The 25,525-nt window shown below is 72.1% G+C and carries 28 protein-coding genes; 14 read left to right on the forward strand and 14 right to left on the reverse strand.

Annotation, left to right across the window (positions count from 1 at the left end; all coding sequences use genetic code 11):
* Positions 1–3: 3 nt before the first annotated feature.
* Complete coding sequence (locus QSK25_RS06845; RefSeq protein WP_285634799.1) at positions 4–255, reverse strand: hypothetical protein; 252 nt, start codon at positions 253–255, stop codon at positions 4–6.
* A 78-nt stretch (positions 256–333) separates the two neighbouring features.
* Here QSK25_RS06845 and QSK25_RS06850 point away from each other — a divergent pair, with 78 nt between their 5' ends.
* The 5 genes from QSK25_RS06850 (at position 334) to QSK25_RS06870 (ending at position 4,637) form a co-directional block, all read left to right on the forward strand.
* On the forward strand, positions 334–519 hold the full coding sequence (locus QSK25_RS06850; RefSeq protein WP_285634802.1) for a hypothetical protein: 186 nt from the start codon (positions 334–336) through the stop codon (positions 517–519).
* A gap of 147 nt (positions 520–666) precedes the next feature.
* Entirely contained in the window at positions 667–1,527 is an 861-nt protein-coding gene (locus QSK25_RS06855; RefSeq protein WP_285634805.1) for a thermonuclease family protein, read from the forward strand.
* Positions 1,517–2,032 carry a hypothetical protein gene (locus tag QSK25_RS06860; RefSeq protein WP_285634808.1) on the forward strand — a complete coding sequence of 172 codons (516 nt, stop codon included), beginning with the start codon at positions 1,517–1,519 and terminating at the stop codon, positions 2,030–2,032. The genes QSK25_RS06855 and QSK25_RS06860 overlap by 11 nt, the downstream gene beginning before the upstream one ends.
* Before the next feature lie 221 nt (positions 2,033–2,253).
* Positions 2,254–3,045: a hypothetical protein gene (locus QSK25_RS06865; RefSeq protein WP_285634811.1), complete on the forward strand. Its 792-nt coding sequence runs from the start codon at positions 2,254–2,256 to the stop codon at positions 3,043–3,045.
* 59 nt (positions 3,046–3,104) lie between these two features.
* Positions 3,105–4,637, forward strand: a complete 1,533-nt coding sequence (locus QSK25_RS06870; RefSeq protein WP_285634814.1) for a serine-rich family protein — start codon at positions 3,105–3,107, stop codon at positions 4,635–4,637.
* A gap of 11 nt (positions 4,638–4,648) precedes the next feature.
* On the opposite strand, the gene QSK25_RS06875 is transcribed toward QSK25_RS06870, so the two are convergent.
* From QSK25_RS06875 to QSK25_RS06925, 11 genes are all read right to left on the reverse strand, one after another.
* Positions 4,649–5,179: a gluconokinase gene (locus tag QSK25_RS06875; protein WP_285634817.1), complete on the reverse strand. Its 531-nt coding sequence runs from the start codon at positions 5,177–5,179 to the stop codon at positions 4,649–4,651.
* Positions 5,169–6,437: a D-mannonate dehydratase ManD gene (gene manD, locus QSK25_RS06880; protein ID WP_285634820.1), complete on the reverse strand. Its 1,269-nt coding sequence runs from the start codon at positions 6,435–6,437 to the stop codon at positions 5,169–5,171. Before manD ends, QSK25_RS06875 begins: the two co-directional genes overlap by 11 nt.
* Positions 6,434–7,285 carry a LamG-like jellyroll fold domain-containing protein gene (locus QSK25_RS06885; RefSeq protein WP_285634824.1) on the reverse strand — a complete coding sequence of 284 codons (852 nt, stop codon included), beginning with the start codon at positions 7,283–7,285 and terminating at the stop codon, positions 6,434–6,436. Before QSK25_RS06885 ends, manD begins: the two co-directional genes overlap by 4 nt.
* Positions 7,282–8,430, reverse strand: coding sequence for a mannitol dehydrogenase family protein (locus tag QSK25_RS06890; protein WP_285634827.1), 1,149 nt, complete (start codon positions 8,428–8,430; stop codon positions 7,282–7,284). Before QSK25_RS06890 ends, QSK25_RS06885 begins: the two co-directional genes overlap by 4 nt.
* Positions 8,414–9,418: a dihydrodipicolinate synthase family protein gene (locus QSK25_RS06895; RefSeq protein ID WP_285634830.1), complete on the reverse strand. Its 1,005-nt coding sequence runs from the start codon at positions 9,416–9,418 to the stop codon at positions 8,414–8,416. Before QSK25_RS06895 ends, QSK25_RS06890 begins: the two co-directional genes overlap by 17 nt.
* Positions 9,418–10,467 (reverse strand): NAD-dependent epimerase/dehydratase family protein, encoded by a 1,050-nt coding sequence (locus tag QSK25_RS06900; RefSeq protein WP_285634833.1) that lies wholly within the window; start codon positions 10,465–10,467, stop codon positions 9,418–9,420. Before QSK25_RS06900 ends, QSK25_RS06895 begins: the two co-directional genes overlap by 1 nt.
* A gap of 61 nt (positions 10,468–10,528) precedes the next feature.
* A complete protein-coding gene (locus tag QSK25_RS06905) occupies positions 10,529–11,527 on the reverse strand; it encodes a LacI family DNA-binding transcriptional regulator (RefSeq protein WP_285634837.1) in 999 nt (332 codons plus the stop codon).
* A complete protein-coding gene (locus QSK25_RS06910) occupies positions 11,524–12,699 on the reverse strand; it encodes a Gfo/Idh/MocA family protein (protein WP_285634840.1) in 1,176 nt (391 codons plus the stop codon). The genes QSK25_RS06905 and QSK25_RS06910 overlap by 4 nt, the downstream gene beginning before the upstream one ends.
* Positions 12,696–13,532 carry a carbohydrate ABC transporter permease gene (locus QSK25_RS06915; RefSeq protein ID WP_285634846.1) on the reverse strand — a complete coding sequence of 279 codons (837 nt, stop codon included), beginning with the start codon at positions 13,530–13,532 and terminating at the stop codon, positions 12,696–12,698. The genes QSK25_RS06910 and QSK25_RS06915 overlap by 4 nt, the downstream gene beginning before the upstream one ends.
* A complete protein-coding gene (locus QSK25_RS06920; protein ID WP_285634849.1) occupies positions 13,529–14,404 on the reverse strand; it encodes a carbohydrate ABC transporter permease in 876 nt (291 codons plus the stop codon). Before QSK25_RS06920 ends, QSK25_RS06915 begins: the two co-directional genes overlap by 4 nt.
* Complete coding sequence (locus QSK25_RS06925) at positions 14,401–15,699, reverse strand: extracellular solute-binding protein (RefSeq protein ID WP_285634852.1); 1,299 nt, start codon at positions 15,697–15,699, stop codon at positions 14,401–14,403. The genes QSK25_RS06920 and QSK25_RS06925 overlap by 4 nt, the downstream gene beginning before the upstream one ends.
* 60 nt (positions 15,700–15,759) lie before the next feature.
* Here QSK25_RS06925 and QSK25_RS06930 point away from each other — a divergent pair, with 60 nt between their 5' ends.
* Positions 15,760–17,301 (forward strand): glycoside hydrolase family 3 N-terminal domain-containing protein, encoded by a 1,542-nt coding sequence (locus QSK25_RS06930; RefSeq protein ID WP_285634855.1) that lies wholly within the window; start codon positions 15,760–15,762, stop codon positions 17,299–17,301.
* 2 nt (positions 17,302–17,303) lie between these two features.
* On the opposite strand, the gene QSK25_RS06935 is transcribed toward QSK25_RS06930, so the two are convergent.
* Positions 17,304–18,029, reverse strand: a complete 726-nt coding sequence (locus QSK25_RS06935; protein ID WP_285634859.1) for a Gfo/Idh/MocA family oxidoreductase — start codon at positions 18,027–18,029, stop codon at positions 17,304–17,306.
* A 45-nt stretch (positions 18,030–18,074) separates the two neighbouring features.
* Here QSK25_RS06935 and QSK25_RS06940 point away from each other — a divergent pair, with 45 nt between their 5' ends.
* The 5 genes from QSK25_RS06940 to QSK25_RS06960 all read left to right on the forward strand — a co-directional run bounded on the left by QSK25_RS06940 (position 18,075) and on the right by QSK25_RS06960 (position 23,093).
* A complete protein-coding gene (locus QSK25_RS06940; protein ID WP_285634862.1) occupies positions 18,075–18,821 on the forward strand; it encodes a 6-phosphogluconolactonase in 747 nt (248 codons plus the stop codon).
* Entirely contained in the window at positions 18,818–19,543 is a 726-nt protein-coding gene (locus QSK25_RS06945; RefSeq protein WP_285634866.1) for a sugar isomerase domain-containing protein, read from the forward strand. Before QSK25_RS06940 ends, QSK25_RS06945 begins: the two co-directional genes overlap by 4 nt.
* Positions 19,540–20,679, forward strand: coding sequence for an N-acetylglucosamine-6-phosphate deacetylase (locus QSK25_RS06950; RefSeq protein WP_285634869.1), 1,140 nt, complete (start codon positions 19,540–19,542; stop codon positions 20,677–20,679). The genes QSK25_RS06945 and QSK25_RS06950 overlap by 4 nt, the downstream gene beginning before the upstream one ends.
* Before the next feature lie 132 nt (positions 20,680–20,811).
* Positions 20,812–22,122: an alpha-lytic protease prodomain-containing protein gene (locus tag QSK25_RS06955; RefSeq protein WP_285634872.1), complete on the forward strand. Its 1,311-nt coding sequence runs from the start codon at positions 20,812–20,814 to the stop codon at positions 22,120–22,122.
* Between the two features lie 110 nt (positions 22,123–22,232).
* Positions 22,233–23,093 carry a DMT family transporter gene (locus QSK25_RS06960; RefSeq protein WP_285634875.1) on the forward strand — a complete coding sequence of 287 codons (861 nt, stop codon included), beginning with the start codon at positions 22,233–22,235 and terminating at the stop codon, positions 23,091–23,093.
* 3 nt (positions 23,094–23,096) lie between these two features.
* Here QSK25_RS06960 and QSK25_RS06965 read toward each other — a convergent pair whose 3' ends face one another.
* Entirely contained in the window at positions 23,097–23,921 is an 825-nt protein-coding gene (locus QSK25_RS06965; protein ID WP_285634878.1) for a HEAT repeat domain-containing protein, read from the reverse strand.
* 6 nt (positions 23,922–23,927) lie between these two features.
* Between QSK25_RS06965 and QSK25_RS06970 the strand changes: the two genes are divergently transcribed.
* From QSK25_RS06970 to QSK25_RS06980, 3 genes are all read left to right on the forward strand, one after another.
* Positions 23,928–24,233: an ArsR/SmtB family transcription factor gene (locus tag QSK25_RS06970; RefSeq protein WP_502881812.1), complete on the forward strand. Its 306-nt coding sequence runs from the start codon at positions 23,928–23,930 to the stop codon at positions 24,231–24,233.
* Positions 24,230–24,619 (forward strand): VOC family protein, encoded by a 390-nt coding sequence (locus QSK25_RS06975; protein WP_285634884.1) that lies wholly within the window; start codon positions 24,230–24,232, stop codon positions 24,617–24,619. The genes QSK25_RS06970 and QSK25_RS06975 overlap by 4 nt, the downstream gene beginning before the upstream one ends.
* Positions 24,620–24,848: 229 nt before the next feature.
* Positions 24,849–25,409 carry a snapalysin family zinc-dependent metalloprotease gene (locus tag QSK25_RS06980; RefSeq protein ID WP_285634888.1) on the forward strand — a complete coding sequence of 187 codons (561 nt, stop codon included), beginning with the start codon at positions 24,849–24,851 and terminating at the stop codon, positions 25,407–25,409.
* Positions 25,410–25,525: the final 116 nt, after the last annotated feature.

Below are 25,525 nucleotides of genomic sequence, written 5' to 3' on the forward strand. Positions count from 1 at the left end.
ACACTATGGCGGATTTTGGGACGTTCGGGGCCGTTTGGTCGTCAATCGCTCGTATGGACCAAAGACGCGGCCGGGCGCCGCCGGATGGAATTTTCCCTGCTCTGCCCAGTCGTGGGACATCGTGACGACGATCTTGCCGATGTGGTTGCCCGCCTCCACGTACCGGTGCGTGCCGACGATCTCGGCGAGGTCGGAGGTGTGGTCCGCGGTCGGCCTGGACAAACCGGAGGCGAGCCCGGCGTTGATGAACGCCACGGCGCGGCGCAGCCGCGTCGGGCGACGTTCGCACTACGACCGCGATCGAGCCTCCGGCGGTCGGTAGCCTTCCCGGTCATGAGCAGAAAACTGCTGGTCGGGCTCGGAGTCGTGCTGCTGGTCGTCGGCGGGGTGTGGACCGCCCAGGGGCTGGGTCACCTCGAGGGCAGCTTCATGACGGGGCAGCGGCTGTGGACGACGATCGGGTTGCTGTGCGCCAGTGCCGGCGTCATGATGCTCATTCCGTGGCCCAAGAAGAAGTGACGGAGCGTGCGCCGTCAATCACTGAACCGGCTGTTCTGTGAATGACGGGCCAATCTGTGAATGAACGTCTTCGTCTTCGGCGCGTATCTAGTCGAAGAACGGAACGCACGTTTTGTGTCATGGATTGTCCGACGCCGGGGAGCGCCATTGCCCAGCCCAGCCGACTCCGCCGCTCCCGAGGCGGGAATCGTCCGCCGCTTCTGGTGGCGCACCAGCCAGCCCGCGCGGCTCGCGATCGGATGCCTCGGCGTCGTCACGGCGCTGGCCGCCACCGGCGCGGTCGCGTTCAGCGGTGACGACCTCTCGCGAAGCCGGGGTGACGGCGCGCACGAGGCGAGCGGGTTCCGGGGTGACGCCGTTCAGGTGACCGTGAGCTCGGTGTCCGAGGTCGACCTCTTCGAGGGCGCGGAGCCCGTCAGCGGTCGTGTCGTGCGCGCTCGCGTCGCCGGGGTGCGGGCGCTGCCGGACTGCTGGGTGTCGCAGTCCCGCGCCGCCGCCCAGGACCTGTTGCTGGGCAAGGACGTGCGACTGGTGGTGAAGCGCGAGGACGGGGGCGATCGGATCCTGGTCGACGTCGAACTGCCGGGCGGGGCGGACTACGCGCGGACCGTGGTGAGCGGCGGCGCGGTGCAGGCCGACCTGGCGGCGCGCGGCGACCTGGCGGACGACGAGTCCGCCGCCCGGCTGGGGCGCCTCGGCCTGTGGGCGGCGGGTTGCGTGCCCGGCGCGGTGACGACGACCGTCTCCACCGCGCCGACGTCCTCCTCCGTGCCGAGCGCACCTCCTGCGACGACGACCACGACCGAACCTTCCCCCGTTCCGCCACCACCTCCGCCGCCGCCCGCGCCCACGACCACCGAGCCGGCGCCGCCGGACGAGGAGTGGGACGACTTCCGGCTGGGCAAGCCGTGCCTGTTCGAGGGCGCGCGGAGGACGACCAGGGACGGCTACGAGATCGTCTGCTCCCGCAACGGCAGGAACCAGCTGAGGTGGCGTCGTGCGGACTGAGGACGAGGTCGACCTGTTCAGCAAGGCCGATCCCGCCGGCGGGACGGGGCCCGGTCTCGCGGACGGTGCCGCCCCGCGAGGCCTGACGCCCGGTGGCTGGGTCCGCACGACGGGCTGGCTCCAGGTCGGCCACCACCCGGTGAGCTCGGTGCTCGTCGCCGCGCTGGTGGGCCTGCTGGGAGCCGTCGTGGTCGCGGCCGCCCTCGTGCGCACCCACCCCGTCGCCGCCGGAGTCCTCGTGCTCCTGACGCCGGTGGCGTGCGGCGGCGCGTGGTGGGTGTTCACCACCCGGCTCAAGCCCGCGTCCCCGGCGCGCAACGTCGGGACCGTGCCGGCGAACGAGCTGTCGCCGGGAGATCACGTCCGCCTGCACGGCTCGATCGGACCGGTCGGCCAGGTGGTGGCGGTGGTGGCCGGCGAGGAGGTCCAGGTGGACTTCCGCGGCGGCATCCGCCGGACGTGGCCCGGTGACCGGGCGGTGCACGTCGTGCAGCTGCTCGGCTGAGGAGCCGATTCGGAACCGCGCCGTTCACCAGCATGATCACCGTGTGTCGAGGTGAAACGCGTTCAATTGTGTCCCAAAGTAGTTGGAAATCGGTGTTTGAAATTAATCGACGCCGTTGAGCTGCCTATTTGAAATAACTCCCACTTTCGAGTGAACCGGCCTGTCTGGGGTGCCGAATACCTCGATGTACAGGTGCTGATTCGACGAGAGGGGGTGATTACATGAAGTCGACATGCTCCAGGATGATTCGGCGGACGCTCGGCGTGGCCGGGTTCCTGATCGGATTCGGTCTCCTGTCCGCGGGAGTCGCGAGTGCCGACGAGGGCGATTCACCCGGTCTGCTGGGCGGGGTCGCGGACCTCGTCGCACCGGTGACCGACACGGTCGCGCCGGTCGTCCGGGACGTCACGGCGGTCGCGGACCCGGTGGTGCGGCCCGTGCTGGCGGTCACCGAGCCGGTGACCGACCCGGTGCTGGCTCCGCTGGCGCCCGCCGTGGACACCGTCACGAAGGCCGCGGGGCCGGTCCTGGACCCGCTCCATCCCGTCACGGCGCCGCTGCTCGCCCCCGTGGCGGACGCGGTGCAGGACGTGCCGGTGGTGCGTCAGGTCGTGGAACCGTTGGTGGTCAAGCCTTCCGCTGCGGCGGAGGTGGCTCCGCCGCCGGTCGCCGCGCCAGTGGTGGCAGAGGCTCCCGCGGCCCCCGCGGTCGAGACGCGCTCTCCAGCGCCGATCGGCCGGGTCGCGGCGATACCTGCCCCGCAGCCGCACGAGGTTCTCGCACCTGACGTGGCGCCACCCGTTGAGGCGCCGCACCAGCAGTCGCCGGAGATGCCGTTCGCCCTGCCGGGCGCGACGGGCTCGGCGTCGTCGAGCGGATCGGCCGGACAGACCGTCTCGGACCTCCCCGCCGTGCGAGGGGACCGGTCGGGCAGCCGATCGCTCCTGGTGGTCGCGGATCACCAGATTCACGGGTCGTGGTGCTATTACTACGGCCGCAATCATCCGAGTTGACCACTCCTGCCAGCCAAGCCGACCAGATCACCCAAGCTTGATTGACAGGAAGAGTCGACATGCACAGCTATGTGAAACGCGGCCTGTTGGCCGCAGCGTTCTCGGGAGGATTCCTCCTGGCCGGAACGGCGATGGCGAGCGCTGACACGGGCGGCAACGGCCTGCTCGGTGGCGTCGGCGACGTCGTGCACTCGGTCGTGAACGGTGGCAACGGCGGCGATTCGGGCGACGGCGGCAACGCCACCAGCTCGAACAACGCCACGTCCGGCAACTCGGGCAACTCCGGGAACTCGGGTGACACCGGCGGCAACAGCGCCTACGGCGTCTGCGTGCTCGCGGAATGCCACACGAACGTCAGCTCGGGTGACTCCGGTGACACGGGTGCCACGGGCTCGACCGGTGACGCCTCCAACCACAGCACCACGGTGGGCGGCAACTCCGGTACGGCGGGCAACGGTGGCGACGCCACCGCGGCCGGCCGTTCCCAGAACGCGGACGCGACCGCGGGCAACGGCGGCGACTCGGGCGACGGCGGCGACGCCACCAGCTCGAACACCGCGCGGTCGGGCAACTCCGGGAACTCGGGCAACTCGGGTGACACCGGCGGCAACAGCGCCTACGGCGTCTGCGTGCTCGCGGAATGCCACACGAACGTCAGCTCGGGTGACTCCGGTGACACGGGTGCCACGGGCTCGACCGGTGACGCCTCCAACCACAGCACCACCGTGGGTGGGAACTCCGGTCCCGCCGGTGACGGAGGCGACGCGGCGGTCCTGACCAAGGACCAGAAGTGGGGCCACCACGGCAAGTCCGGCTCCACCGAGGCGACCGCGGGCAACGGCGGGAACTCGGGTGACGGCGGCAACGCCACCAGCTCGAACAACGCCACGACCGGCAACTCGGGCGACTCCGGGAACTCGGGCGACACCGGCGGCAACAAGGCCGTCGTGCGCACCATCGGCCAGGACAAGGGTCACGGGAAGTCGTGGCACAGCAGCAAGTCCTGGACCACCGTCACGTCCGGCGACTCGGGCGACACGGGTGCCACCGGCTCGACCGGTGACGCGTGGAACCACAGCGCCACCAAGGGCGGCACCTCCGGCCCGGCCGGTGACGGCGGCGACGCGTGGGCGATGACCGAAGGCCAGAAGTGGGGCCACCACGGCAAGTCCGGCTCCACCGAGGCGACCGCGGGCAACGGCGGGAACTCGGGTGACGGCGGCAACGCCACCAGCTCGAACAACGCCACGACCGGCAACTCGGGCGACTCCGGGAACTCGGGCGACACCGGCGGCAACTCCGCGGTCGTGAAGACCGAGAACAAGAAGTCGCACGACCACCGCGGCGACGAGTGCCACGGCTGGAAGCACCACAACTGGAAGCACGACGGCGGGAAGCACAGCCGGCAGAACCACGGCACCAAGTCCTGGACCGAGGTCACCTCGGGCGACTCCGGTGACACCGGTGCCACGGGTCCGACCGGCGACGCGTCCAACCACAGCAACACGGTCGGTGGCCACTCCGGTCCGGCGGGCGACGGCGGCGACGCCGCGTCCTGGACCCACGGGAAGAAGCACTCCATGAAGGCGTGACCACGAGGTGATCAGGAAGGCGGGGTCGACTCCGGTCGGTCCCGCCTTTCGCCGTCCGACAGCAGAAGCCGCGCACACCGGCCGGCCACGACGTCCAGCGGCCCGTCGTCCCCGACCACCACCCCGGCCTCGTCGCCGCCCAGCGGTTCGAGCGCCGCGAGCTGGGAGTCGAGCAGGCTCACCGGCATGAAGTGCTCCCGCCGCGCCATCCTGTCCGCCAGCACCGCGCGGTCCACGCGCAGCTCGACGAACACGGTGCCGGGCGCGAAGCCGCGCAGGTGGTCGCGGTAACGGCGTTTGAGCGCCGAACAGGCGATCACGACCCGGCCCCGCGCGAGCCTCTCACCCACGACGTCGAGCCACGGCCACCGGTCCGCGTCCTCCAGCGGTGTGCCTGCCGCCATCTTCGCGCGGTTGCGTTCGGGGTGCAGGGCGTCCGCGTCGACGAACGGCAGTCCCAGCAGAGCGGCCAGCGCGCCGCCGACGGCGCTCTTGCCCGCCCCGCTGGGACCCATCACGACCACGGCGTGATCACCAGTCATGCATCGACCCGTCCAGCTTGAGGCGGTTCACCGGCAGGTAGGCGCGGGAGTACGGGTGCCGGTCCGCCTCCGCGTCGTCGTGGTCCACGCCCAGGCCCGGCTCGTCGGACGGCGCGAGCAGGCCGTCGGTGAAGCTGTAGGTGGGGCGGAAGACCTGGTCGGTGGCCTCGGTGTGCTTCATGTACTCCTGGATGCCGAAGTTCGGGATCGCGACGCCGAGGTGCAGCGCCGCCGCGAGGCCGACGGGGGAGATGTCGGTCGGGCCGTGCACACCGGACTTGATCTGGTAGACGGAGGCGTAGTCGAAGATCCGGCGCAGCGCCGTGATGCCGCCCGCGTGGGTGACGGGGGAGCGGACGTAGTCGATCAGCTGCTCCTCGAACAGCTCGCGGTAGTCCCAGATCGTGTTGAACACCTCGCCGATGGCGAGCGGGGTGGTGGTGTGCTCGCGGACCCGGCGCAGCACCGCGGTGTTCTCGGCGGGCGTGACGTCCTCCAGCCAGAACAGGTCGTACGGTTCGAGCTCCTTGCCCAGCTTCGCGGCCTGGATCGGGGTCAGGCGGTGGTGGGCGTCGTGCAGCAGCGGGAGTTCCGGGCCGAACTCGCTCCGCACGTCCTCGAACACGCGCGGGGCGTGCCGCAGGTAGGCCCTCGTGTCCCACTCCTCCTCGACCGGGACGGCCGCGCGGCGGGCGGGCTCGTGGTCGTAGCGCGAGGTCGCGCCCGCGTCGCCCACCGCGGCGTTCGCGCTGGACGCGACGCCGTAGACCGAGCCGAGGCCGGGCACGCCGGTCTGGATGCGGATGGCGCGGTAGCCCTGGTCGAGGTGGGCGCGGATGGAGTCGAACAGCTCGGGCAGCTCGGCGCCGCTGGCGTGGCCGTAGGTCAGGCAACCGCGCCGGCTGCGCCCGCCGAGCAGCTGGTACAGCGGCATCCCGGCCATCTTCGCCTTGATGTCCCACAACGCCGTGTCGACCGCGGCGATGGCCGCCATGGTGATCGGGCCGCGCCGCCAGTAGGCGCCGCGGTACAGGTACTGCCAGGTGTCCTCGATCGCGTGCGCGTCGCGGCCGATCAGCAACGGCGTCACGTGGTCCCGCAGGTAGGACACGACGGACAGCTCGCGGCCGTTGACCGTGGCGTCGCCGAGACCGGTCACGCCGTCGGCCGTGCGCAGCCGCAGCGTCACGAAGTTGCGGCCCGGCGAGGAGACCAGGACCTCGGCGGAGACGATCCGCGTGCCGTTGTCGTCGGTCATCGAGAGAACCCCCGGTGGTGGAACGTGGTGGTCATGGCGGTGGTGTGCGCGGCGATGCGCGCGGCGGGCAGTTCACGGTCGTAGACGGCCACCTTGCCGACGGCGCCCGCGAACCACGAGCCGAAGTCCCTGGTGCCCACCCGGAACGGTGCGGTGCCGCCCTCGGGCGTGATGACGACGTCACGGATCACGAGCTGGTCCTGGTCGCGCAGGACGCCGTCGCGGTAGATCTTGACGTAGCCGTGCGGGTACTCGGCGCTGACGGCGGCCGGGTTGATCACGAGTGCGTAGTGGATCCACTGGCCCTCGACGATCGCGTCCTGGAAGTAGGATCCCGCCCCCAGGCCGCCGTCGCGGTTGAAGGCGTAGCCGGAGATCCGGTTCGGCCGGTTCTCGGTGTTGGTCTTCGAGTACATCCGCGCGACGTACTCGTGCTGGCCCGGCGCGCCCTTGCCCATCCAGTGCACGTACCCGGACGACTCGGCGTGCGGGAACTCCAGCGCGTCGGGCCGCATCCACGCCTCCAGGGTGAACGCGCCCGTGGTGGCGGGGCTCAGCGCGTCGCTGTCGGGCACCTGGAGGTAGCCCGTCGCACCGTCGAAGTCGGTGGCCCGGTCGCCGTTGGGCAGGAACGCGACCGAACGGCCGCCCGTGTAGGTGCCGGTGCGGCCGTGGCCGCTGACGTCCTGTTCGGACGGTGACGTGCCGCTGGACATGCGCCAGTACGCGACCGGCGAGTCCGCGAGCACCGCGGCGTCGTACCCGCAGTGCGGCGGCCGTGCCGAGGCGGCGGGGGAGACGCCGGCGAGGAGAGCGGCGGCGGTGACGGCGACGAGCAACCTTCTCATGATCTGCACCTTCCGTCGTGGTGGATCCGGGGGTCGGCCGCCCAGCCGGGTGCGAGGCGGTCCAGCGAGTCGGTGTTCTGTCCGGTGTGGACGAGCCAGGCGTCGACGACCCGCAACGCGGGGCCGGGGTCGGCGCCGTCCGCGAGCAGGTCGCGCACCAGCGGCACGACCCGTTCACGGAGCTTGTTCTCGGCGTCCAGCGCGATCTGGGCGAGCGCGTGCCGGATGCGGCCGTTGGTGAACCGGGTGCGCAGCTGCCGCACGTACTCGTCGGCCTCGGGCACGCCGCGGGACGCGACGGCCCAGTACTGCTCCACGTGCTCGGTGAGCACCGGGTCGGTCATCGCGTCGGCGACGGTGCCGTGCCCGCGGGCGAGACCGGCCAGGGCCAGCAGCAGGTGCGCGCCGTTGAGCAGCCTCAGCTTGCGCCGCTCGAACGGCCTGATGTCGTCGGTGAACACGGCCCCGGCCCGCTCCCACGCGGGACGCCCGGCGGGGAACTCCCCGGCCAGCACCCACTCCGCGAACGGCTCGGTGACGACGGGCGCGCGGTCCTCGACGCCGAGCGCGGCGAGCCGGGCGACGTCGTCCGCCGTGGTGGCCGGCGTGATCCGGTCCGACACCGTGTCCACGAACGACACGTGCTCGTCGATCCAGCCCGCCAGGTCGCCGTCCGCCTGGTCCAGCAACGCCGACCGGGCGCGGGCGCCGTTCGCGAGCACGTTGTCGCACGGCACCACCGCGATCGGCCCGGCGCCGGAGCGCCGCCGCGCGTCCAGCGCCTGGACGAGCCGCCGGGGCGCGGCCGGGTCCGCATAGCCCGCCTCGGTGATGGTCAGCGTCACCACGGCCACCTCGGGACCGGCGACCAGCCGGTCGAGCACGTCCTGCCGGTCCGCGCCGTACGCGGCGACGAGCGAGGACATCCGGTGGTGCGCGTCGAACTCCGGGCCCCGCTCGACGAGGGTGTAGCGGCAGTCCTGGGCCGTCAGCGTCTCCGCCAGCCGGGCCGACCGGCCGCTGAACGCCGCCACGCCCCACTCCGGGTCGCCGTGCTGGGTGAACCACACCTGGTGCGCGCGGTGGAACGCGCCGAGTCCGATGTGGACGATCCGCACCGGTGGGCGGTCAGCGGAGCCAGTCATCGCGGTGCTCCTCCACGAACTCCTCGTCCAGCAGCGCCGGGAACCGCTTCCGGGCGTCGGCGATCAGGTCGGCCTGGCCGGGCGACAGCACCTCGGCCGGCGCCAGGCACACCGACGACGCGAGCAGGCCCTGTTGCCGCAGCACCTCGTTCACCCCGGCCACGCACCCCGCGAACCGGTGCGCCACGTCGAAGACCGCCGCGTTCACCTCGACCAGGTCGGCACCGGTCGCGAGCAGTTCCCCGGTCAGGTCGGCGGCCCGGCGCCGCAGCGCGACGGCCGCGCGCGTCCCGACCGCCCACTGGCCGAGCAGCCCGCCCGACACCCGCAACGTCCGTTCCTCGCCGCCGACCACGGCCCGCCACGGCGTCACGAGGTCGGTGACGATGGTGTCGTCGTTGCCGGTGAGCAGCGCGATCCGGTTCCACCGGTCGTGCTCGACCAGGGCGCGGGCGATGTCGTTGGTGCGGTAGCGGTCGAACGGCGCCGCCTTCACGCCGACGACCGCGTCCAGGTCGAACAGCCTGCTCCAGTACGACTTGGGCAACGGCCGGCCGCCGACGGCCTCCTGCAGCGCGAACCCGATGACCGGCAGCACCTCGCCGACCGCGCGGGCCCGGTCCAGCTGGGCCTCCGGTCTCGGGTCGCTCATCCCGAACGGGCACAGCAACACGGCGTCGTAGCCCGCCCCGGCCGCCACCTCGGCCTCCCGCACGGCCTGCGCGGTGTCACCGATGACACCGGCCACCAGCAACGGCCCGGTGCGCGCCGCCAGCCCGAGCACCGCCGCGAACAGCCCGGGGTCGTCGTGCAGCTCGAACTGGGTGGTGTGCACCCCGACCGCCAGACCGTCCACTTCGGACGCCAGGTAGTACCGGGTGAGCGCGCGCTGGGCGCGTTCGTCGAACACGCGGTCCGGCGTCAGCGCGAGGGGGTGCGCCGGGATCGTGACGCCCGCGAGCAGGCGGTCCCGCACGTCGGTCGTCATCAGTACCGCCCCTGGCGCTGCTCGAACTTCGTGGCCTTGCCGAGCCGGCGCCCTCCCGCACCGATCCAGTCGGCGGTCCAGTCGATCAGGGTGCGCGCGGCGAGGCTCGGGTAGCCGAACCGCGCGAAGCAGTCGCCCGCGTCGTTGAGCAGCGCGTCGGAGGCCTCGGTGCCGGTGAACTCGACCTCGCGGCCCATCGCCTCGCCGAGCAGCGACGCGATGCGGCGCACCGGGATCGTCTCCGGTCCGGTGGCGTTGAGCACGGGTGCCGACGGGTCCGCGAGCAGGATGCCGCGCAACGCCCAGGCGGACACGTCCCGCTGCCACACCACGTTCACCGCGGGCATGGTCACGTCGACCGGACGGCCGTCGGCGATCCGGGCGGCGATGTCCGCGATCACGCCGTAGCGCAGTTCGCAGGCGTAGTTCAGCCGGAACATCAACGAGGGCGTGCCCCACCGCTCGGAGGCGCCCGCGAAGACCCGTTCGCGGGCGAGGCACGACTGGGCGTACTCGCCGAGCGGCCCCGGGGCGTCCTGCTCGGTGCAGCCGCCGCGGGCGAGCGGCGTGAACGGGTAGACGTTGCCGCTGGAGTACACGACGGTCGGCACACCGCGGTAGCGCGAGGCCACCAGCGCGGGCACGGCGGCGTTGGTCCACCACATGCGGTGCTCGGCGCCGGTGGTGCCGAACTTCATGGCCGCGAGGTAGAACACCCCGGCCGCGTCGGGCAGCGCCGCGTACGCCGACGGGTCGCCCAGTTCGGCGCTGTGCGTGCGGATCCCCTTCTGCTCCAACGATTCCCGCACGTCCACTTCGGACCAGCGGGACACGGCGTGGACGGTCGCGGACGAGCCGGCTTCCTCCAGGGCGCGCTTCGCCATCACGGTCATCGTCGGGCCGATCTTGCCGCCCGCGCCGAGGAGCACGACGTCACCGCCGAGCGCCGCCAGGTCGGCGCCCACGCCGTCGAGCGGCGCGGAAAGCAGGTCCTCGAGCTGTTCCTCGTCTGCGGGAGCGGGTGGCCGCGCGGTGGTCTGCATCAACATCCTCCGATTCAAACGTTTGCACGGTAGAGCGCGAAAAGGGCCGGGGTGGGGGAGCGGGAACTCAGGCGCGGGGCTTGCCGACGCTCGCGCGCCAGATCACCTTCGTGCCGACACCGAGGTGGTGCGGATCGGCCGTGACGCCGGGTTCACCGGCCTCCAGCAGGCGGTCGACGGCCAGCTGGCCGACGCGGGCGCTGAGCCCCTCGACGGTCGTCAGCCCCGGCTGCACCAGCCCGGCCATGACGTCGTCGTGCCCGGCGACGCTGACGTCGTCGGGCACCGAGAGCCCGAGCCGGCGGAAGCCCTCGATCAACCCCGCGGCGAGCACGTCGTCGAACGCCACGACCGCCGTCGCGCCACCGTCCGCCACCGCGCGTGCCGCCGTGACGCCGTCCTCGTGCCGGGCCGCGGTCGGGTCGAGCTTCACCAGTTCGGCGCCGTGCCTGCGCACCCGGTCCGCCACCGTGCGGGCGCGGACCTTGTTCGCCCAGGACCCGACGGGGCCGGGCAGGTACGCGATCGTCTCGTGGCCGAGCTCGCACAGCCGGTCCACGAGTTCGGCGACCGACGCCGTGGAATCGGTGTAGACGCAGGGAATGCCGTCGACCGGCCGGTTCACCAGCATCAACGGGATCATGTCCGCGATCTCGCGGATGTGCGAGACGCTCATCCGCGGCGCGCACAGCAGGATGCCGCGCGTCTGGCGGGCGAACTGTTCGCACACCTGCCGTTCGACGTCGGCCGCGTCGTCGGTGTCCGCCACGAAGACGCCGATGCCGCGCGCCCGGGACCGGGACTGGGCGGACTTGAGCAGCATCGTCATGTACGGGTTGCTGATGTCCGGCACCACGACGCCGATGTAGGGCGAGTCGCCCGCCCGCAGCGCGCGGGCCATCGGGTTCGGCGTGTACCGCAGCCGTGCCGCGACCTCGCGCACGTTGCGGACGGTCTCGGGCGAGAGCAGCTCCGGGTTGGAGAACACCCTGGACACCGTGGAGATGGAGACCCCGGCCTCGGCCGCCACGTCGGCGAGCTTGGTCTTGCGGGTGCGCCCGGTCATGCCGCAACCAGTTCGGGGTGCATCAGGCCACGGTACTCGGTGACCTCGATCCGCCTGGTCGAACCCGCCCACTCGGGAGCCACCTCGGAGAACAGCGCCGCCCGGCGCGCGCAGGCGGCGACGAGCCGGCCGAGCCCCGCCACCCGCTGTCCGTCCCATGTGGACTGACGGGGTGGTGTACCGGGTGCGCCGACGGCCTGGGCCACGGCGTTGGCCGTGAGCACGAGGTTCCTGGTCGAGCGCAGGGACAGCACCGGGTCGCCCGGCCCGCCCGGGTCGGTCACGGCGCGTTCCAGGGCGGACGCCACCGGAACAGCGGACGGCACCGGAACCCTTGCCCTGCCTCGGTACGCGACCACGCGTTCTCCTCCGTCCGTCACGCGGATGGTGCCGTTGCGCGTGTGCACCAGCACTCCGGGGCGCACGACCACGTCGGTCGAGGTCGTGCCGACCGCCACCACCCTCGGGCCGCGGTGCGGGGTGACGCGCAGAGCGGAGATGTCGTCGCCTTCGATCGGCCGGGCGTGGAAGCACTCGGCCTCGACGGACGCCGGCGCCCAGTCCCGTTCCACCTGGCCCGCGAACAGCAGCGCCGCCTGCACGACGTGCGCCAGCGGGTTGAACAGCGGCCCGTCCAGCACGGCCTGCCCGTCGAGGAACCACGTGCCGGCCCACCTGCTGCGCCGGTAGTACTCGTCGGGCCGCGTCAACGCGCCGTGCGCCACCACGTCGTCGACCGGCGGCCTGCCCAACGCGTCCCACGCCCGGTGCAGCGCGCCGACGGTGGCACCCGCGGCCTGGAACCCCACCTCGACCCGCCGGGCCGCGGGCAGCGCGGCGAGCGCGTCGAGGTCCTGCAGGAGCGTCACGGGCGGTTTCTCCAGGTACACGGCCGTTCCCGCGCGGATCGCCGTCCGGGCGAGCGCGAAGTGAGTGTGCGGCGGGGTCGCGATGACCACGCTGTCGGCCTGGTGCGCGGCCAGTGCCCGTCCGAGGTCGGCGTACCGGGCCGGAGCGCTCTGGTGCTCGGCGAGCAACGCCGTCGCCTGCTCGCCGACGTGGACGTCGACCAGCGCCACCAGCCGCAGGCGCCCGGAGCGCTCCAGTTCGAGCAGGCTGCGCAGGTGCCGCAGCCCGTAGCCGCCGGTGCCGACCAGAACCGTGTCGTTCATCCCTTCAGCGCCCCTCCGGCCAGTCCCGAGAACACGTGACGTTGCAACAGCAGGTACACCAGCAGCGGCGGGACGATCACCACGAGCGCCGCGGCGGAGATGACCCGCTGGTCGGCGGAGAACGCGCCGGACAGGTACTGCACACCGACGTTCACCGGGTACTTGTCCGGGCTGCTCAGCACGACCAGCGGCCAGATGAAGTGGTCCCACGAGTCCAGGAACCCCAGCACGGTCACGACGGCCAGCGAGCCCTTGACGTTGGGCAGCATGATCCCGAGGAACGTCCGCACCGGACCCGCGCCGTCGATGGTCGCGGCCTCCTCCAGCTCGTCCGGGATGGCCCGGAACGCCTGGCGCATCACGAAGATCGAGGTGATCGACACCGCCTGCGGCAGCACCACGCCGAGCAACGTGTCCTGCAGCCCCAGGTTCCTGGTGACGAGCAGCGTCGACACGAGGATCACCTCGAACGGCAGCGCGGCCGTGGCCAGCAGCGCCGCCATGTACAGGTTGCGGCCGCGGAACGGGATCCGGGCGAGCGCGTACCCGGTGAGGGTGGCGAGCAGGAGGTTCGTCGTCACCCCCAGCGCGGCGATGCCCGCGGAGTTCGCCAGGTAGCCGGCGAGCGGGATCTGCGTGAAGGCGGTGGTGAAGTTGTCCAGCGTGGGGTCGCTCGGCACGAGACCGCTGAGGAACCCGGTGGTCGACTCGCCCGGTCCTTTGAGGGCGGTGCTGAGCTGCCACAGCAACGGGCCGAGCACCACCGCCGAGGCGAGGAGCATCAGCACCCACCGCAGCGTGGCTTCCCCGCGCGAGACGGTCTGCTCGTTCATGCGGCCCTCCTGCGGCTCGCACCCCAGGTGACGGCGGCGGCCGCCAGCACGAACACGAACAGCACCAGGCTGATCGCCGAGGCGTAGCCCGCCTGCGTGCCGGGGGCGACGCCCTTCTCGAACAGGTAGAGCACGATCGTCTCCGTCGCGTCGCCCGGCCCGCCGCCGGTCATCACGTAGGGCTCGGTGAACACCCGCAGCGCGCTGATCGAGGTCAGCACGGCGACCAGCACGGTCGTCCCGCGGACCTGGGGGAGCGTCACGCTCCACGTCCGGCGCAGCCAGCCGGCGCCGTCGATCCGCGCCGCCTCGTCCTGCTCCCGCGACACGTTCTGCAGTGCCGCCAGCGTGATCAGGGTGGCGAGCGCGCAGCCCCGCCAGACCGTGACCAGCGTCAGGCTGATGAGTGCGAGGTGCGAGCTCGTCAGGAACGGCAACGGGTCGCTGATCACGTGCAGGCCGCGCAGCAGCTGGTTCGCGAGGCCGTCCGAACGCAGCACGAACTGGAACATCACCGCCACGGTCGCGAGCGGCATCACCATGGGGGAGAACAGCAACGACCGGACGATGGCCGAGCCGCGCAACGACGTGTTGACGAGGATCGCGAGCGAGGTCGAGATCGCCACGATCAACGGGACGGTGATGAGCGCGTAGAGGAACGTCCTGCCGACCGCGGCCCAGAACTCCGCGTCCGCGAACAGGGTCGTGAAGTTGTCCAGCCCGGTGAAACGGCCGCCGCCGACCGTGCTGGCGTTGGTGAACGCCAGCACGAACGTGTTGACCAGCGGGGTGAACAGGAACGTGCACTGCACCACCAGGATTGGCCCGACGAACAGCAGCGGCACGTACCACCGGTGGCGGGCCGCGATCACTGGCGCGCCTTGAGGATCGAGTTCAGCTTCGTCTCGGCGTCGGCGAGCGCCTGGTCGGCCGGTACCTCACCGACGATCGCCCGTTGCACGGACGACCACAGCGCGGTGGTGAACTCGGAGTCGACCGCGGCGGGGGTGGCGTTCGTGGTGCCGTTCTTCAGGCTGGCCGCGGAGATCGCGCGGGCCTGCGCGACCAGGTCGCCGCCCTCGGCGGTGAAGAACGCGTCCTCCAGGGACTTCGCCGTGCTGGGGAAGACGCTCGACTGCTTCGCCAGGGCGAGCTGGTTGTCCGCCGACGTCAGGAACTTCGCGAACGCCACCGCCGTCGGCAGGTTCTTCGACGCCTTCGGCACCGCCACCCCGTGCGCGACGACCCAGGTGCCCTTGCCGTTGACCGCCAGCGGTTTCGTGAGCGTCGTCCGCGCGTACACCGCGGGCGCGTTCTGCTGGATGATCTTCAGCCGGGAACCGCCGGTCTCCAGGTAGGCCGTCTGCCCCTCCTGGAACGTCTCGATCTCGCCGCGCTGCTGGGCGGACACGGCGTCGGCGGGGATGCCCCCGGACTTCTGCAGCTTCGCGAGCGACTCGACGAACGCGATCGCCTCGGGGGTGCGCACGACCGCCTCGGTGCCCTGGTCGTTCACCAGCGGCACGCCGAGGCTGCGCAGGTAGGTGTGGAAGCCGAGCTGGGTCGGCTGGAAGCCCGCCTTGCCGGTGGCGGCGGCGATCTTCGCGGACGCCTCCACCAGTTCCGGGTAGCTGGTCGGGTCCGGCGCGGAGGCGAGTCCGGCCTGCTCCAGCAGCGCGGAGTTCTTCATCAGCACCGGGGTGTTGAGGTACCAGGGCAGGGCCGAGGCGGACGACCCGCCGAAGCTCACCGACTTCCAGGCGGACTCGACGAACCCGGCCTTCAGGTCGTCCGCCGCGGCGCCCATGTCGACCACGAGTCCCTTGCGGGCGAGGGGTGCGAGCGTGCCGGTGTCGAGGTCCACCACGTCCGGCAGCGACCCCGCCACGGCGTCCGCGTTGGTCTTGCGCGCGGCCGAGTTGCTGGGGATGTCGGTCCAGGTGACCTTCGTGCCGGGGTGCTGCTTCTCGAACTCGGCGATGACCCCGCGCAGGTAGCCGTCGAACGTGGGGGACAGCTGCAGGGTCTGGAACGTGATGTCGCCCTTGACCTCGCCGGAGGTGTCCACGCCGCCGGCGGTCTGGGGGCCGTCGCCGAGCCCGCACCCGGCCAGGGCCAGTGCGCCGACGGCGGCCGTGAACAGCCGGAACGCCCTTCTGCGAGCCATGGTCCCTCCGATGTGAGGTTGGTGTTTACTGATCGTGCAAACGTTTGATAGAAACTAGATATGCGTTCTGGCAATCGTCAAGCCCCCTTCGCCGATCCGCTCGGTGACGAGGCGGAGACCTGGGTCGACCGGTGGCTCGGCCGGCTCACGCCGCGGCAGAAACTCGCCCAGCGGCTCGTCGTCCTGCCTGGTCAGATGGCAGACGGCCGTCCTGACGCCGACGTGCGGGCCGCGCTTGCCGCCGGTCTGGGCGTGCTGCACGGCCTCGTCGGGACCTCGGTGTCGGGCGCGGGCCGCTACCACGCCGAGGTCGACGACCTGTGCGCCGGACTGGGCGTGCCGCCCGTGCTGGTGGCCGCCAACCTGGAGTCGGGGATCGGTTACACGCTCGGCGGGGGCGGCACGGACTTCCCGTACCCGCGCGGTGTCGGGTTCAGCGGATCGGCCGAGGTCGCGCGGAGGGTCGCCGAGGCCGCGGCCAGGGAGGCGCGGCTGGTCGGGTTCCACTGGACGTTCAGCCCGTGCGTCGACGTCCTGACGAACCCCGACGACCCGATCCTCGGCGTGCGGGCGTTCGGCGTGGACGCCGCACGCACCGGTCAGCTCGGTGCGGCGCAGGTGCGGGGCTACCAGGAGGGTGGCCTGCTGGCGACCGCGAAGCACTTCCCCGGTCACGGGGACAGCGCGCAGGACACCCACTCCGGGTCCGCCGTGCTGGCGCGGACCCGGCGGGACCACGACCGGCTGCACCTGCCGCCGTTCCACGACGCGGTCGCCGCCGGGGTCGCGTCGGTGATGGTGGCGCACGTGGCGTTGCCCGCGCTCGGCGTGGACGGCCCGGCGAGCCTGTCTTCCCAGGTCAACCGCACGTGGTTGCGCGAGGAGATGGGCTACGACGGCCTGGTCGTCACGGACTCGCTGCGGATGGGGGCGATCGCCGCGCGCTGGAGCACGCCGGCCGCGGCGGTGGCGGCGCTGGCCGCCGGAGCCGACGTCGCCAACGTGAAGTGCCCGGCGGGGGAGGTGCCCGCCCTGCTCGACGCGCTGGAGGAGGCGTTGTCGGCCGGGGTGCTGGACAGCGCCGAGCTCGACCGGTCGGTGGCGCGGTTGCTGCGGGCCAGGACGTGGCTCGGCCTGCACCGCGGGCACGGGATCGACCTCGGCCGCTGCCGCGAGCTCGACGCCGGAGGGGAGTGGGAGGACCCCGAGCTGGCACGGACCGTGAGCGCGCGGGTCGATCCGGTGGCCGGGCCCCTCGTCGTGGTCGGCGACAGCGACCTGGCCGCGCGGGTGGCGGCACGGCTGGGCGTCGCGCACGTCGCCGTGCGGCCGGAGGAACCCGGTGCGCTGGTGCGGCCGGGAACCACCGTCGTGGCGGTCACCTGCCCGTTGCCCGTCGACGGCGGACGTGACCCCGAGGCGTTCGCGGCGGCGGTCCGGTCCGCTCGCGCCGCAGGTCAGGACGTCGTGGCGGTGGTCAACTCCACCTGCGCCGCCGAGGACCTGCGCGTCGGGGCGCCCTCGGTGAGCGTGCCGGCGGTCGACGCGTTCGGGATCGTCTCGCGCGCCGCCCTCGCCGCCGTGGCCGAGGTCCTGCGGTGAGGTCAGCCCAGGATCCGTTCGAGCAGCCTCACCGGCTCGACCAGCGCTTCCGGGTCCGCGGTGCCGAGTCCGCGCTCGACCGCGTCGAGGAACGCGGCCACCTGGTCCTCCAGGTAGGTCGCGGGGGCCTCGATCCGCAGCCGCTCGCCCGCCGTGATGGTGAAGGCCTCGGCCTCGGGGCGGAAGACCAGGTCGACGGTCAGGTTCTCGCCGGTCAGCCGGGCGCGTCGGTCGGTCGCGCTGTGCACGTCCAACGGCCGTGCGGCCAGTTCGCAGGCCAGCTCGACGTGGTGGACGCCGTAGTGCGCGAGTCCGCCGTACGGGCTGCGCGGGTCGGCCGGTCCCTCGATCGTCACGGTCACCGGTCCGGCCTGGTCACGCACCCACGCCTCGGCCTCGCGCGTCGCCGCGGCGTCCCGGAAGCCCGACCGGCAGGCGAGCACCACCCGCGTCGCCGCCGCAGCGCCGACCATCGCACGCGCGTCGGCCTCGCGAGTGGCCAGCGGCTTGTCGACCCACACCGAGATCCCCGCCCTGAGCAGCGGCAACGCCTGGGCGGCGTGATCCCGCCCGTCACGCGTGCACAGCAGGACCGCGTCCACCTGCCCGATGAGGTTCCCGGCGTCCTGCGGGGTCACCAGCGCCACCGGCCCGGCCAGGAACTCCCGCAGCCGCGCGGGGCGTGAGCTGTCCAGTCCGACGATCGCCAGGCGCGCGGTCGAATTCAAACGTTTGCACAAGTCCACCGGCTTTTAGTACCACACGGAGGGTTCATGCTCATCAGGGCCGAGAGTGCGATGACGGTCGTCGGAGCGCCGACGCGGGAGGAGATGGGCGCGCTCGCCGGGGCCCACGCGGGCCGGGTGCTGCGCGACGTCCTCGCCGGGCGCGCCACGGCACGGGTGATGCTCGCCGCGGCGCCCAGCCAGAGCGCGACCCTGGCCGCCCTCGCGCGGGAGGACGTCGACTGGACCCGCGTCGAGCTGTTCCACATGGACGAGTACATCGGGCTGCCACCCGGTGCGCCGCAGGGCTTCGCCACCTGGCTGACCACGCACTTCGTCCGGCACGTGCCCGGCGCGGTGCTGCACCCGATCGACCCGTCCGGGAACGCCGAGGCCGAGGCCGCGCGGTACGAGGCGTTGCTGGGCGACGAGCCGTTCGACCTGGTGCTGCTGGGACTGGGGGTCAACGGGCACCTGGCGTTCAACGACCCGCCCGCCGACTTCGCCGACCCGCGTGGCGCCCGCGTCGTGGCACTGGACGCGACCAGTCGCACGCAGCAGGTCGAGGAGGGCCACTTCGCGACGTTCGGCGACGTGCCCGCGACCGCCGTGACGGTGACGATCCCGAGGCTGCTCAACGCGGAGGTCGTGATCGCCTCGGTGCCGGGACGCGCCAAGCGGACGGCGGTGCGCCAGACGCTGACCGAGCCGATCGGCCCGATGCACCCCGGCACCGCGCTGCGCACGCACCCGGACGTGACCCTGTACCTCGACGCGGAGTCCGACCCGCGATGACCGCGCTGCTGAGGACCTACGCGGACCGGTTGTGCGCGCTCGTCGACGCGATCGTCCGCGACGAGGCCGAGTCGATCGCGGCGGCGGCCGCACTGGTCGCCGGCCAGCTCCGGCGTGACCGCCTGGTGCACGTCCACGGCCCCGGCGGCCACTCCGCCCTGGCCGTCCAGGACGTCTTCTACCGCGCGGGCTGCCCGGTGCTGATCGCTCCCGTGACCGACCCCGGCACGTCGTTGCTCGGCGGCGCGCTGAACTCGACCGCGACCGAACGCCTGGACGGCAGAGGGGCGATGGCCGTCGAGGGCCTGGTCGAGGGTGACCTGCTCATCGTCGTGAACGCGTTCGGCGTCAACGCGGCCTCGGTCGGCGCGGCCAGGTCCGCCCGGGAGCGGGGCGTGCGGGTGATCGCGGTGTCCTCCCGGACCGCCGCGGCGGACCTGCCCGCCGACCACCCGGCCCGTGCGGGAGAGCTGCCGTCGCACGCCGACGTGCACATCGACACGCACGTCCCGCCGGGCGACGTCGTGCTCGAAGTGGCACCCGGTGTTGAGATGGGCGGGGTGTCGACGGCGCTGAACTCGTTCGTGCTGCACGCGGTGCTCGCGGCGGCGGTCGAACAGGCGCCCGGGACGACCGTGTGGCGCTCCAGCTACACCGAGGGGGGCGACGCGCACAACGCGCGGGCCGCCGAACAGGTCAGGGGAAGGGTGCCGCAGCTGTGAAACCGTCCGGAGTGGCCGGCCGCACCACCGCCGGCGCCGTCGAGGTGACCTGGCGCGACGACGTGATCACGTCGATCACCCCGATCGACACGGCGTCCGACCTGCCGTTGCTCGCGCCGGGCCTGGTCGACCTCCAGGTCAACGGCTACGGCGGCCTCGACGTGAACGCGGAGTCCGTCGGCCCGGACACCGTCGCCGAGCTGTCGCACCTGCTCGCGACCCACGGCGTCACGACCTGGCTGCCGACCGTCATCACGGCGAGCGAGGACCGCATCGCCCACGCCCTGAGGTGCGTCGCCCGGGCGCGGGCCGACGATCCGCTGGTGGCGCGAGCGGTGCCGACCACGCACGTCGAAGGCCCGTTCATCTCGGACCGCCAGGGTGCGCGCGGCGTGCACGACCCGGCGTTCGTCCGCCCGCTCGACCCCGCCGAGGTCACCCGCTGGCGCAGGGAGGGCCCGGTCGGGATCGTCACGATCTCCCCGCACGGCGAGCAGGCCCCGTCGCGGGTGCGCGAGCTCGTCGCCGCCGGCGTCACCGTCGCGATCGGACACACGCACGCCACCCCGGACGAGGTGACCGCCGCCGCCGACGCGGGCGCCACCCTCTGCACCCACCTCGGCAACGGCATCCCGACCACGCTTCCCCGCCACCCCAACGTGCTCTGGCGGCAGCTGGCCGATGACCGGCTGAGCGCGGGCCTCATCGCGGACGGCCACCACCTGCCGTTCGACACCCTCGAGGTCATGCTCCGCGCGAAGGGGCCGGACCGCGCGTTCCTGGTCTCGGACGCGACGGAGATCGGCGGCAGGCCACCGGGCCGGTACCGCACCGCGGTCGGCGCGGAGGTGGACCTGGACGCGCACCAACGGCTGTCCGAGGTGGGCAGCGACCTGCTCGCGGGCGCCGCGGCCACCCTGCTGGACGGCGTGCGGAACGTCGCCGCGCACACCTCGTTCGGCCTGGCGGCGGCGCTGGACCTCGCGACCAGGAACCCGGCCCGCCTGGTCCCCGGCGCACGGCCGGGCGTGGGGGAGTTGCGCGTCGGCGGCCCGGCCGACCTCCTGCTGCTGGAGCCGGGTCCGGCCGGACCCTCCCTGGCGGGCGTCGTGCAGTCCGGACGCCGGGTGCGGTGACGATCGACGGCTCCCGGACCAGCCGCTGCCCGCCCAGGTGGTCTGAACCTTATGCCCAATTGGTATGTACCACTTGGGGTGATCCTCGTCGTACGGTCTTGCCCGCAATCACCCTGCGTGCAAGGAGCGGACATGAACCGCAAGCTCATCGCCGCCGCCACAGCGGCGGTCACAGCGGCCGGGCTGACCATCGCGGTGGCGCTGACGACCAGCGCCACCGCCGCCAACTCGGCCGACCCTGCCCTGCTCGCCGCGATGGCCCGTGACCTGGGCATCTCCTCGGACCAGGCGCGCGACCGCCTGGCCGCCGAGAAGGTCGCGGGCCAGACCGACGCCACCCTGAAGGCGCAGCTCGGCCCGGCCTACGCCGGGTCGTGGCTGGACGGCACCGGCCACACCCTCACCGTCGCGGTCACCGACCCGGCCTCGGCGAACGCGGTCCGCTCACGCGGCGCCGTCGCCACCACGGTCAAGCACAGCGCGTCCGCACTGGACAGCGCGAAGACCAAGCTGGACGCCCGGGCCACCACCGTCCCCGACGCGGTGCCGGGCTGGTACGTCGACGTGCGTGCCAACAAGGTCGTCGTGCTCGCCCGCTCCGGCGGCGAGCAGCAGGCCAGGACGTGGGCGGCCGAGGCGGGCCTGGGCGGTGACGTCGTCACCGTTGAGGCCAGCACCGAGGACCCCAAGCCGTTGGTCGACGTCATCGGTGGCAACGCCTACGGCGTGCCCGGCGGCGGCCGCTGCTCCATCGGCTTCGCCGTCGAGGGCGGCTTCGTCACCGCGGGCCACTGCGGTTCCACCGGCGGCCGCACGTCCAACCCCGGCGGCACCATCCAGGGCAGCAGCTTCCCCGGCAACGACTACGCGTGGGTCCGCGTCGACGCGGGCAACACCCCGCGCGCCCTGGTCAACCGCTACCCCGGCACCGTTCCGGTCGCGGGTTCGCAGGAGGCCGCGGTCGGCTCGTCGGTCTGCCGGTCCGGCTCCACCACCGGCTGGCGCTGCGGCACCATCCAGCAGAAGAACGCCTCCGTCACCTACCCCGAGGGCACCATCACCGGCCTGACCCGCACGAACGCCTGCGCCGAGCCCGGTGACTCGGGTGGTTCGTGGCTGACCGGCGACCAGGCCCAGGGCGTCACCTCCGGCGGGTCCGGCAACTGCCAGTCCGGCGGCACCATCTACTTCCAGCCGGTGACCGAGATCCTGCAGGCCTACAACCTGCGCCTGGTGACCACCGCCGGTCCGACCACGACCACCCCGCCGACCAGCACGACCACGACGACCCCGCCCGGCGGTGGCTCGTGGGCCCCGTACACCACCTACGCCACCGGTGCCCAGGTCACCTACGACGGCGCGACCTACCGCGTCATCCAGCCGCACACGTCCGTGCCCGGCTGGGAGCCGCCGAACACCCCCGCCCTCTGGCAGCGGCTCTGAGCTGGAACGCCTCCCGGCGGCTGCCCCCGCCGGGAGGCGTTTCGCTGCGAACGGGATCACTCTTCGGGGATACCGGGTGCGGCGCGATCACCGGCTGACACAATGGGCGAATGGCACTGGGTTACGTCTTCGCTGTGCTGGCCACCCTGGCGTCAGGCAGTGGGTCGATCCTGGAGTCGTTGGGCGTCAAGCGTGCTGGCGCATACGGCGGAAGGTCCCTCGACCTCATCGCGCTGAGGCATCAGTGGCTCTACTTCCTCGGCCTGGGGGTGAACCTCCTGGGCTTCGCCTGCGCGTCCGCAGCCCTGCACCGGCTGCCGTTGTTCCTGGTCCAGTCGATGCTCGCGTTCAGCGTCGGCGTCACCGCCATGATCAGCGCGTTCATGGGACACCACCTGCGAGCACGGGGCTGGGGCGCACTGTTCGTCGGCGCGATCGGCCTGCTGCTGCTGGGCGTCTCCGCGGAGCCTGGCCCCGCCCAGGCCCTCTCGTCGCACTGGCGGTGGATCCTCGTGGCCACCCCGATCCCGGTGCTCGCGCTCGCCGCCTACGCCCGCCGCCACCGGCACGTCTGGGCCACGGCCGCACTGGCGTTCGGCTCCGGCATCTCCTACAGCGTGGTCGGCATCTCGGCCCGCACCCTGCACCTGCCGGACGCCGTCTGGAAGCTCGTCCTGGAACCGGCGGCCTGGGCCATCGCGCTGAACGGGGTCACCGCGGCGGTGCTGTTCGCGATGGCGTTGCAGCGGGGCGGCCCGACCGGCGTCACCGCGATCATGTTCACCTCGAACACGGTGCTGTCGTCGTTCGTCGGCCTCGTCTACCTCGACGACAAGGTCCGCGACGGCTACTTCACCGCCGCGACCATCGGGTTCCTCCTCGCGATCGCCGGCGCGATCGCCGTGGCCCACTACTCGGCCGAGACCCGGCAGAAGTCGCCGGAGAAGGTGCCGGCTGGCACGTCGGCCTGATCCTCAGACGTCGCTCCGGCCGATCCACTCGACGGTGGCGACGACCTGCCCGTCCGGCTTCACCCGGAGAGCCTCGGCCGCCGCACGTGCCCGGGCCTCGCGGACGAGATCCGGCCAGGGCCTCGTGAAGTCGAGCTCGGCCTCACCGCCGGGGTTGCTGATCCCGCGCATCCGGCCGTCCGCGGTGACCTGCCAGAGCTGGAAGTAGAGCGTCACCTGCCCGTGGGCGGCGAGGTCGTCGACCACCTCGGTGAGCCGTGCGAGAGGCCAGGCGTTCTCCCCGCCGTTGGGCGTGGTGACGCGAAGTCCGGCGGTCAGCGGCGGGACGACCGGGTGCCGGGCGCCCAGGTCGGTCAGGGCGGCGCGCAACGCGACCGGTTCGCTCCAATCCGGACGGTCGCCGCGCTCCTTGGTCGCTTCATGGGCCCGTTGCAGCGCGGGCACGGCCTCGAAGACCCGCGTCCGGCTCAAAAGGCCGGCCGCCCAGTCGCGCACCGTGTCGTGTGCGCTGTCCAGCAGGGCGATCAACGGCTGGGCGGCGCGGGGATCGTCGAGCTCTTCGAGGATCTCGATCGCGCACAACTGGCCGTACCGGCTCAGGCCGGGCAGGGCACGCAGGAGCGGACCGACGACGTCCGCCTCGCGGCCCCGATGCGTCAGTTCCGCCTGCGCGTCCATGGCCTCTTCGGCGGTGCTCGCGTCGAGCCGGTGGATCAGCTCTTCGAGTTCGTCCTGCTCCGCGGTGTCGACCGTCCTGCTCCATCCGTGCGCTGCGGCCCTTGAGGTAACGACCGTAAGGCAAGTGAAGGCTTGCAGGCAAGTCGCCACTTGCCTATGGTGGCGGGCGTGGAAGACGGGCTCTTCAAAGCGCTGGCGGATCCGAACCGGCGGCGCATCCTCGACGAGCTGACCGAACGCGACGGGCAGACGCTGTTCGAGATCTGCACGCGGCTGCTGACCAAGCACGGTCTCAGCCTGACCCGTCAGGCGGTCAGCCAGCACCTGGCCGTGCTGGAGGACGCGGGGCTGGTCCGCTCGCGCCGCGAAGGCCGTTACAAGTTCCACCACCTCGACACCGACCCGCTCGAGCACATCGTCACCCGATGGCTCAAGCCGCGACCGCCGGAGAGCACCCCATGAGGATTCATCTGACCAGTGTTTTCGTCGACGACCAGGACAAGGCGTTGCGCTTCTACACCGACGTCCTCGGCTTCGTGAAGAAGACCGAGGTGCCGCTCGGTGCCGACAAGTGGCTGACCGTCGTCTCGCCCGACGACCCTGACGGCACGGAGCTGCTGCTCGAACCCGACGGTCACCCGGCGGTCGGGCCGTACAAGACCGCTCTGGTGGCCGACGGCATCCCCGCGGCCCAGTTCGCCGTCGACGACGTCCGGGCGGAGTTCGACCGGCTGAGCGCGTTCGGCGTCCGGTTCACGCAGGAACCGCTGGAGATGGGGCCGGTCACCACCGCCGTGCTGGACGACACCTGCGGCAACCTGATCCAGATCGTGCACCACCAGGGGTGACGGCACCGCCGCGAGCGGGTCCGGCGGGCCGAACTGACGCACCGTGACGGTCATTTGCTCCGTTTCTGCAACTTTCGTTGCATTCGTCCGATAGGTGGACGAAGTCAACCGTCAAGAGCGTTGAATCGCGTCACGCCAATGGCGGACGAGTGGGCGCGGTGACCTTCTTTACGTTGGACGACGGAATCCTGAGATTCCATTCTTCGCACCCTGCAAGCGAGGAGAAATGATGTTCAGGAAAGTCGTCCTTTCTGTCGCGCTCGCCGCGGCCACCACCGTCATCACCCCTCTGACCGGCCAGGCGTCGGCCGCCGAGGGCCCGATCACCGCGGCGGCGGTCAACGTCTACTACGACGTCAGCAGCGCACCCACGTTCGCGAGCGCCATTCGGCAGGGCGCGGCGAACTGGAACGCGCGGGTGAGCAACGTGAAACTGGTGGAGAACCGCAACTCGGCCACCCTGCGCTACCGCGAGGGCAATGACCCGCGCGGTTCGTACGCTTCCACCAACGGTCACGGCAGCGGCACGATTTTCATCGATTACACGCAGGCGCGGCAGTACTACGTCACCCGCATCACCGCCCACGAGACCGGGCACGCGCTCGGTCTGCCGGACCACTACAGCGGTCCGTGCTCGGAACTGATGTCGGGCGGCGGTCCGGGCACGTCGTGCACCGTCGCCTCGCCGAACGCCAACGAGGTGGCCCGGGTGAACTCCCTGTGGGCCAACGGGTTCGTCGGCACCTACGAGTGGAAGGTGATCTACGAGCAGGTCCCCGTCCACTCCTGAGGGCGGAGGGTCGTCAGGGCATGATCCGGGGGTGGCGACCACGCGTCGCCACCCCCGGATCGGTGAGCGCGTACAAGACCACGTACCCGTCGCGGCGTGCGGAGACCAGCCCGGTG

It is taken from the genome of Lentzea sp. NBRC 102530 (assembly GCF_030269365.1).
In the GTDB taxonomy this organism is placed as follows: domain Bacteria; phylum Actinomycetota; class Actinomycetes; order Mycobacteriales; family Pseudonocardiaceae; genus Lentzea.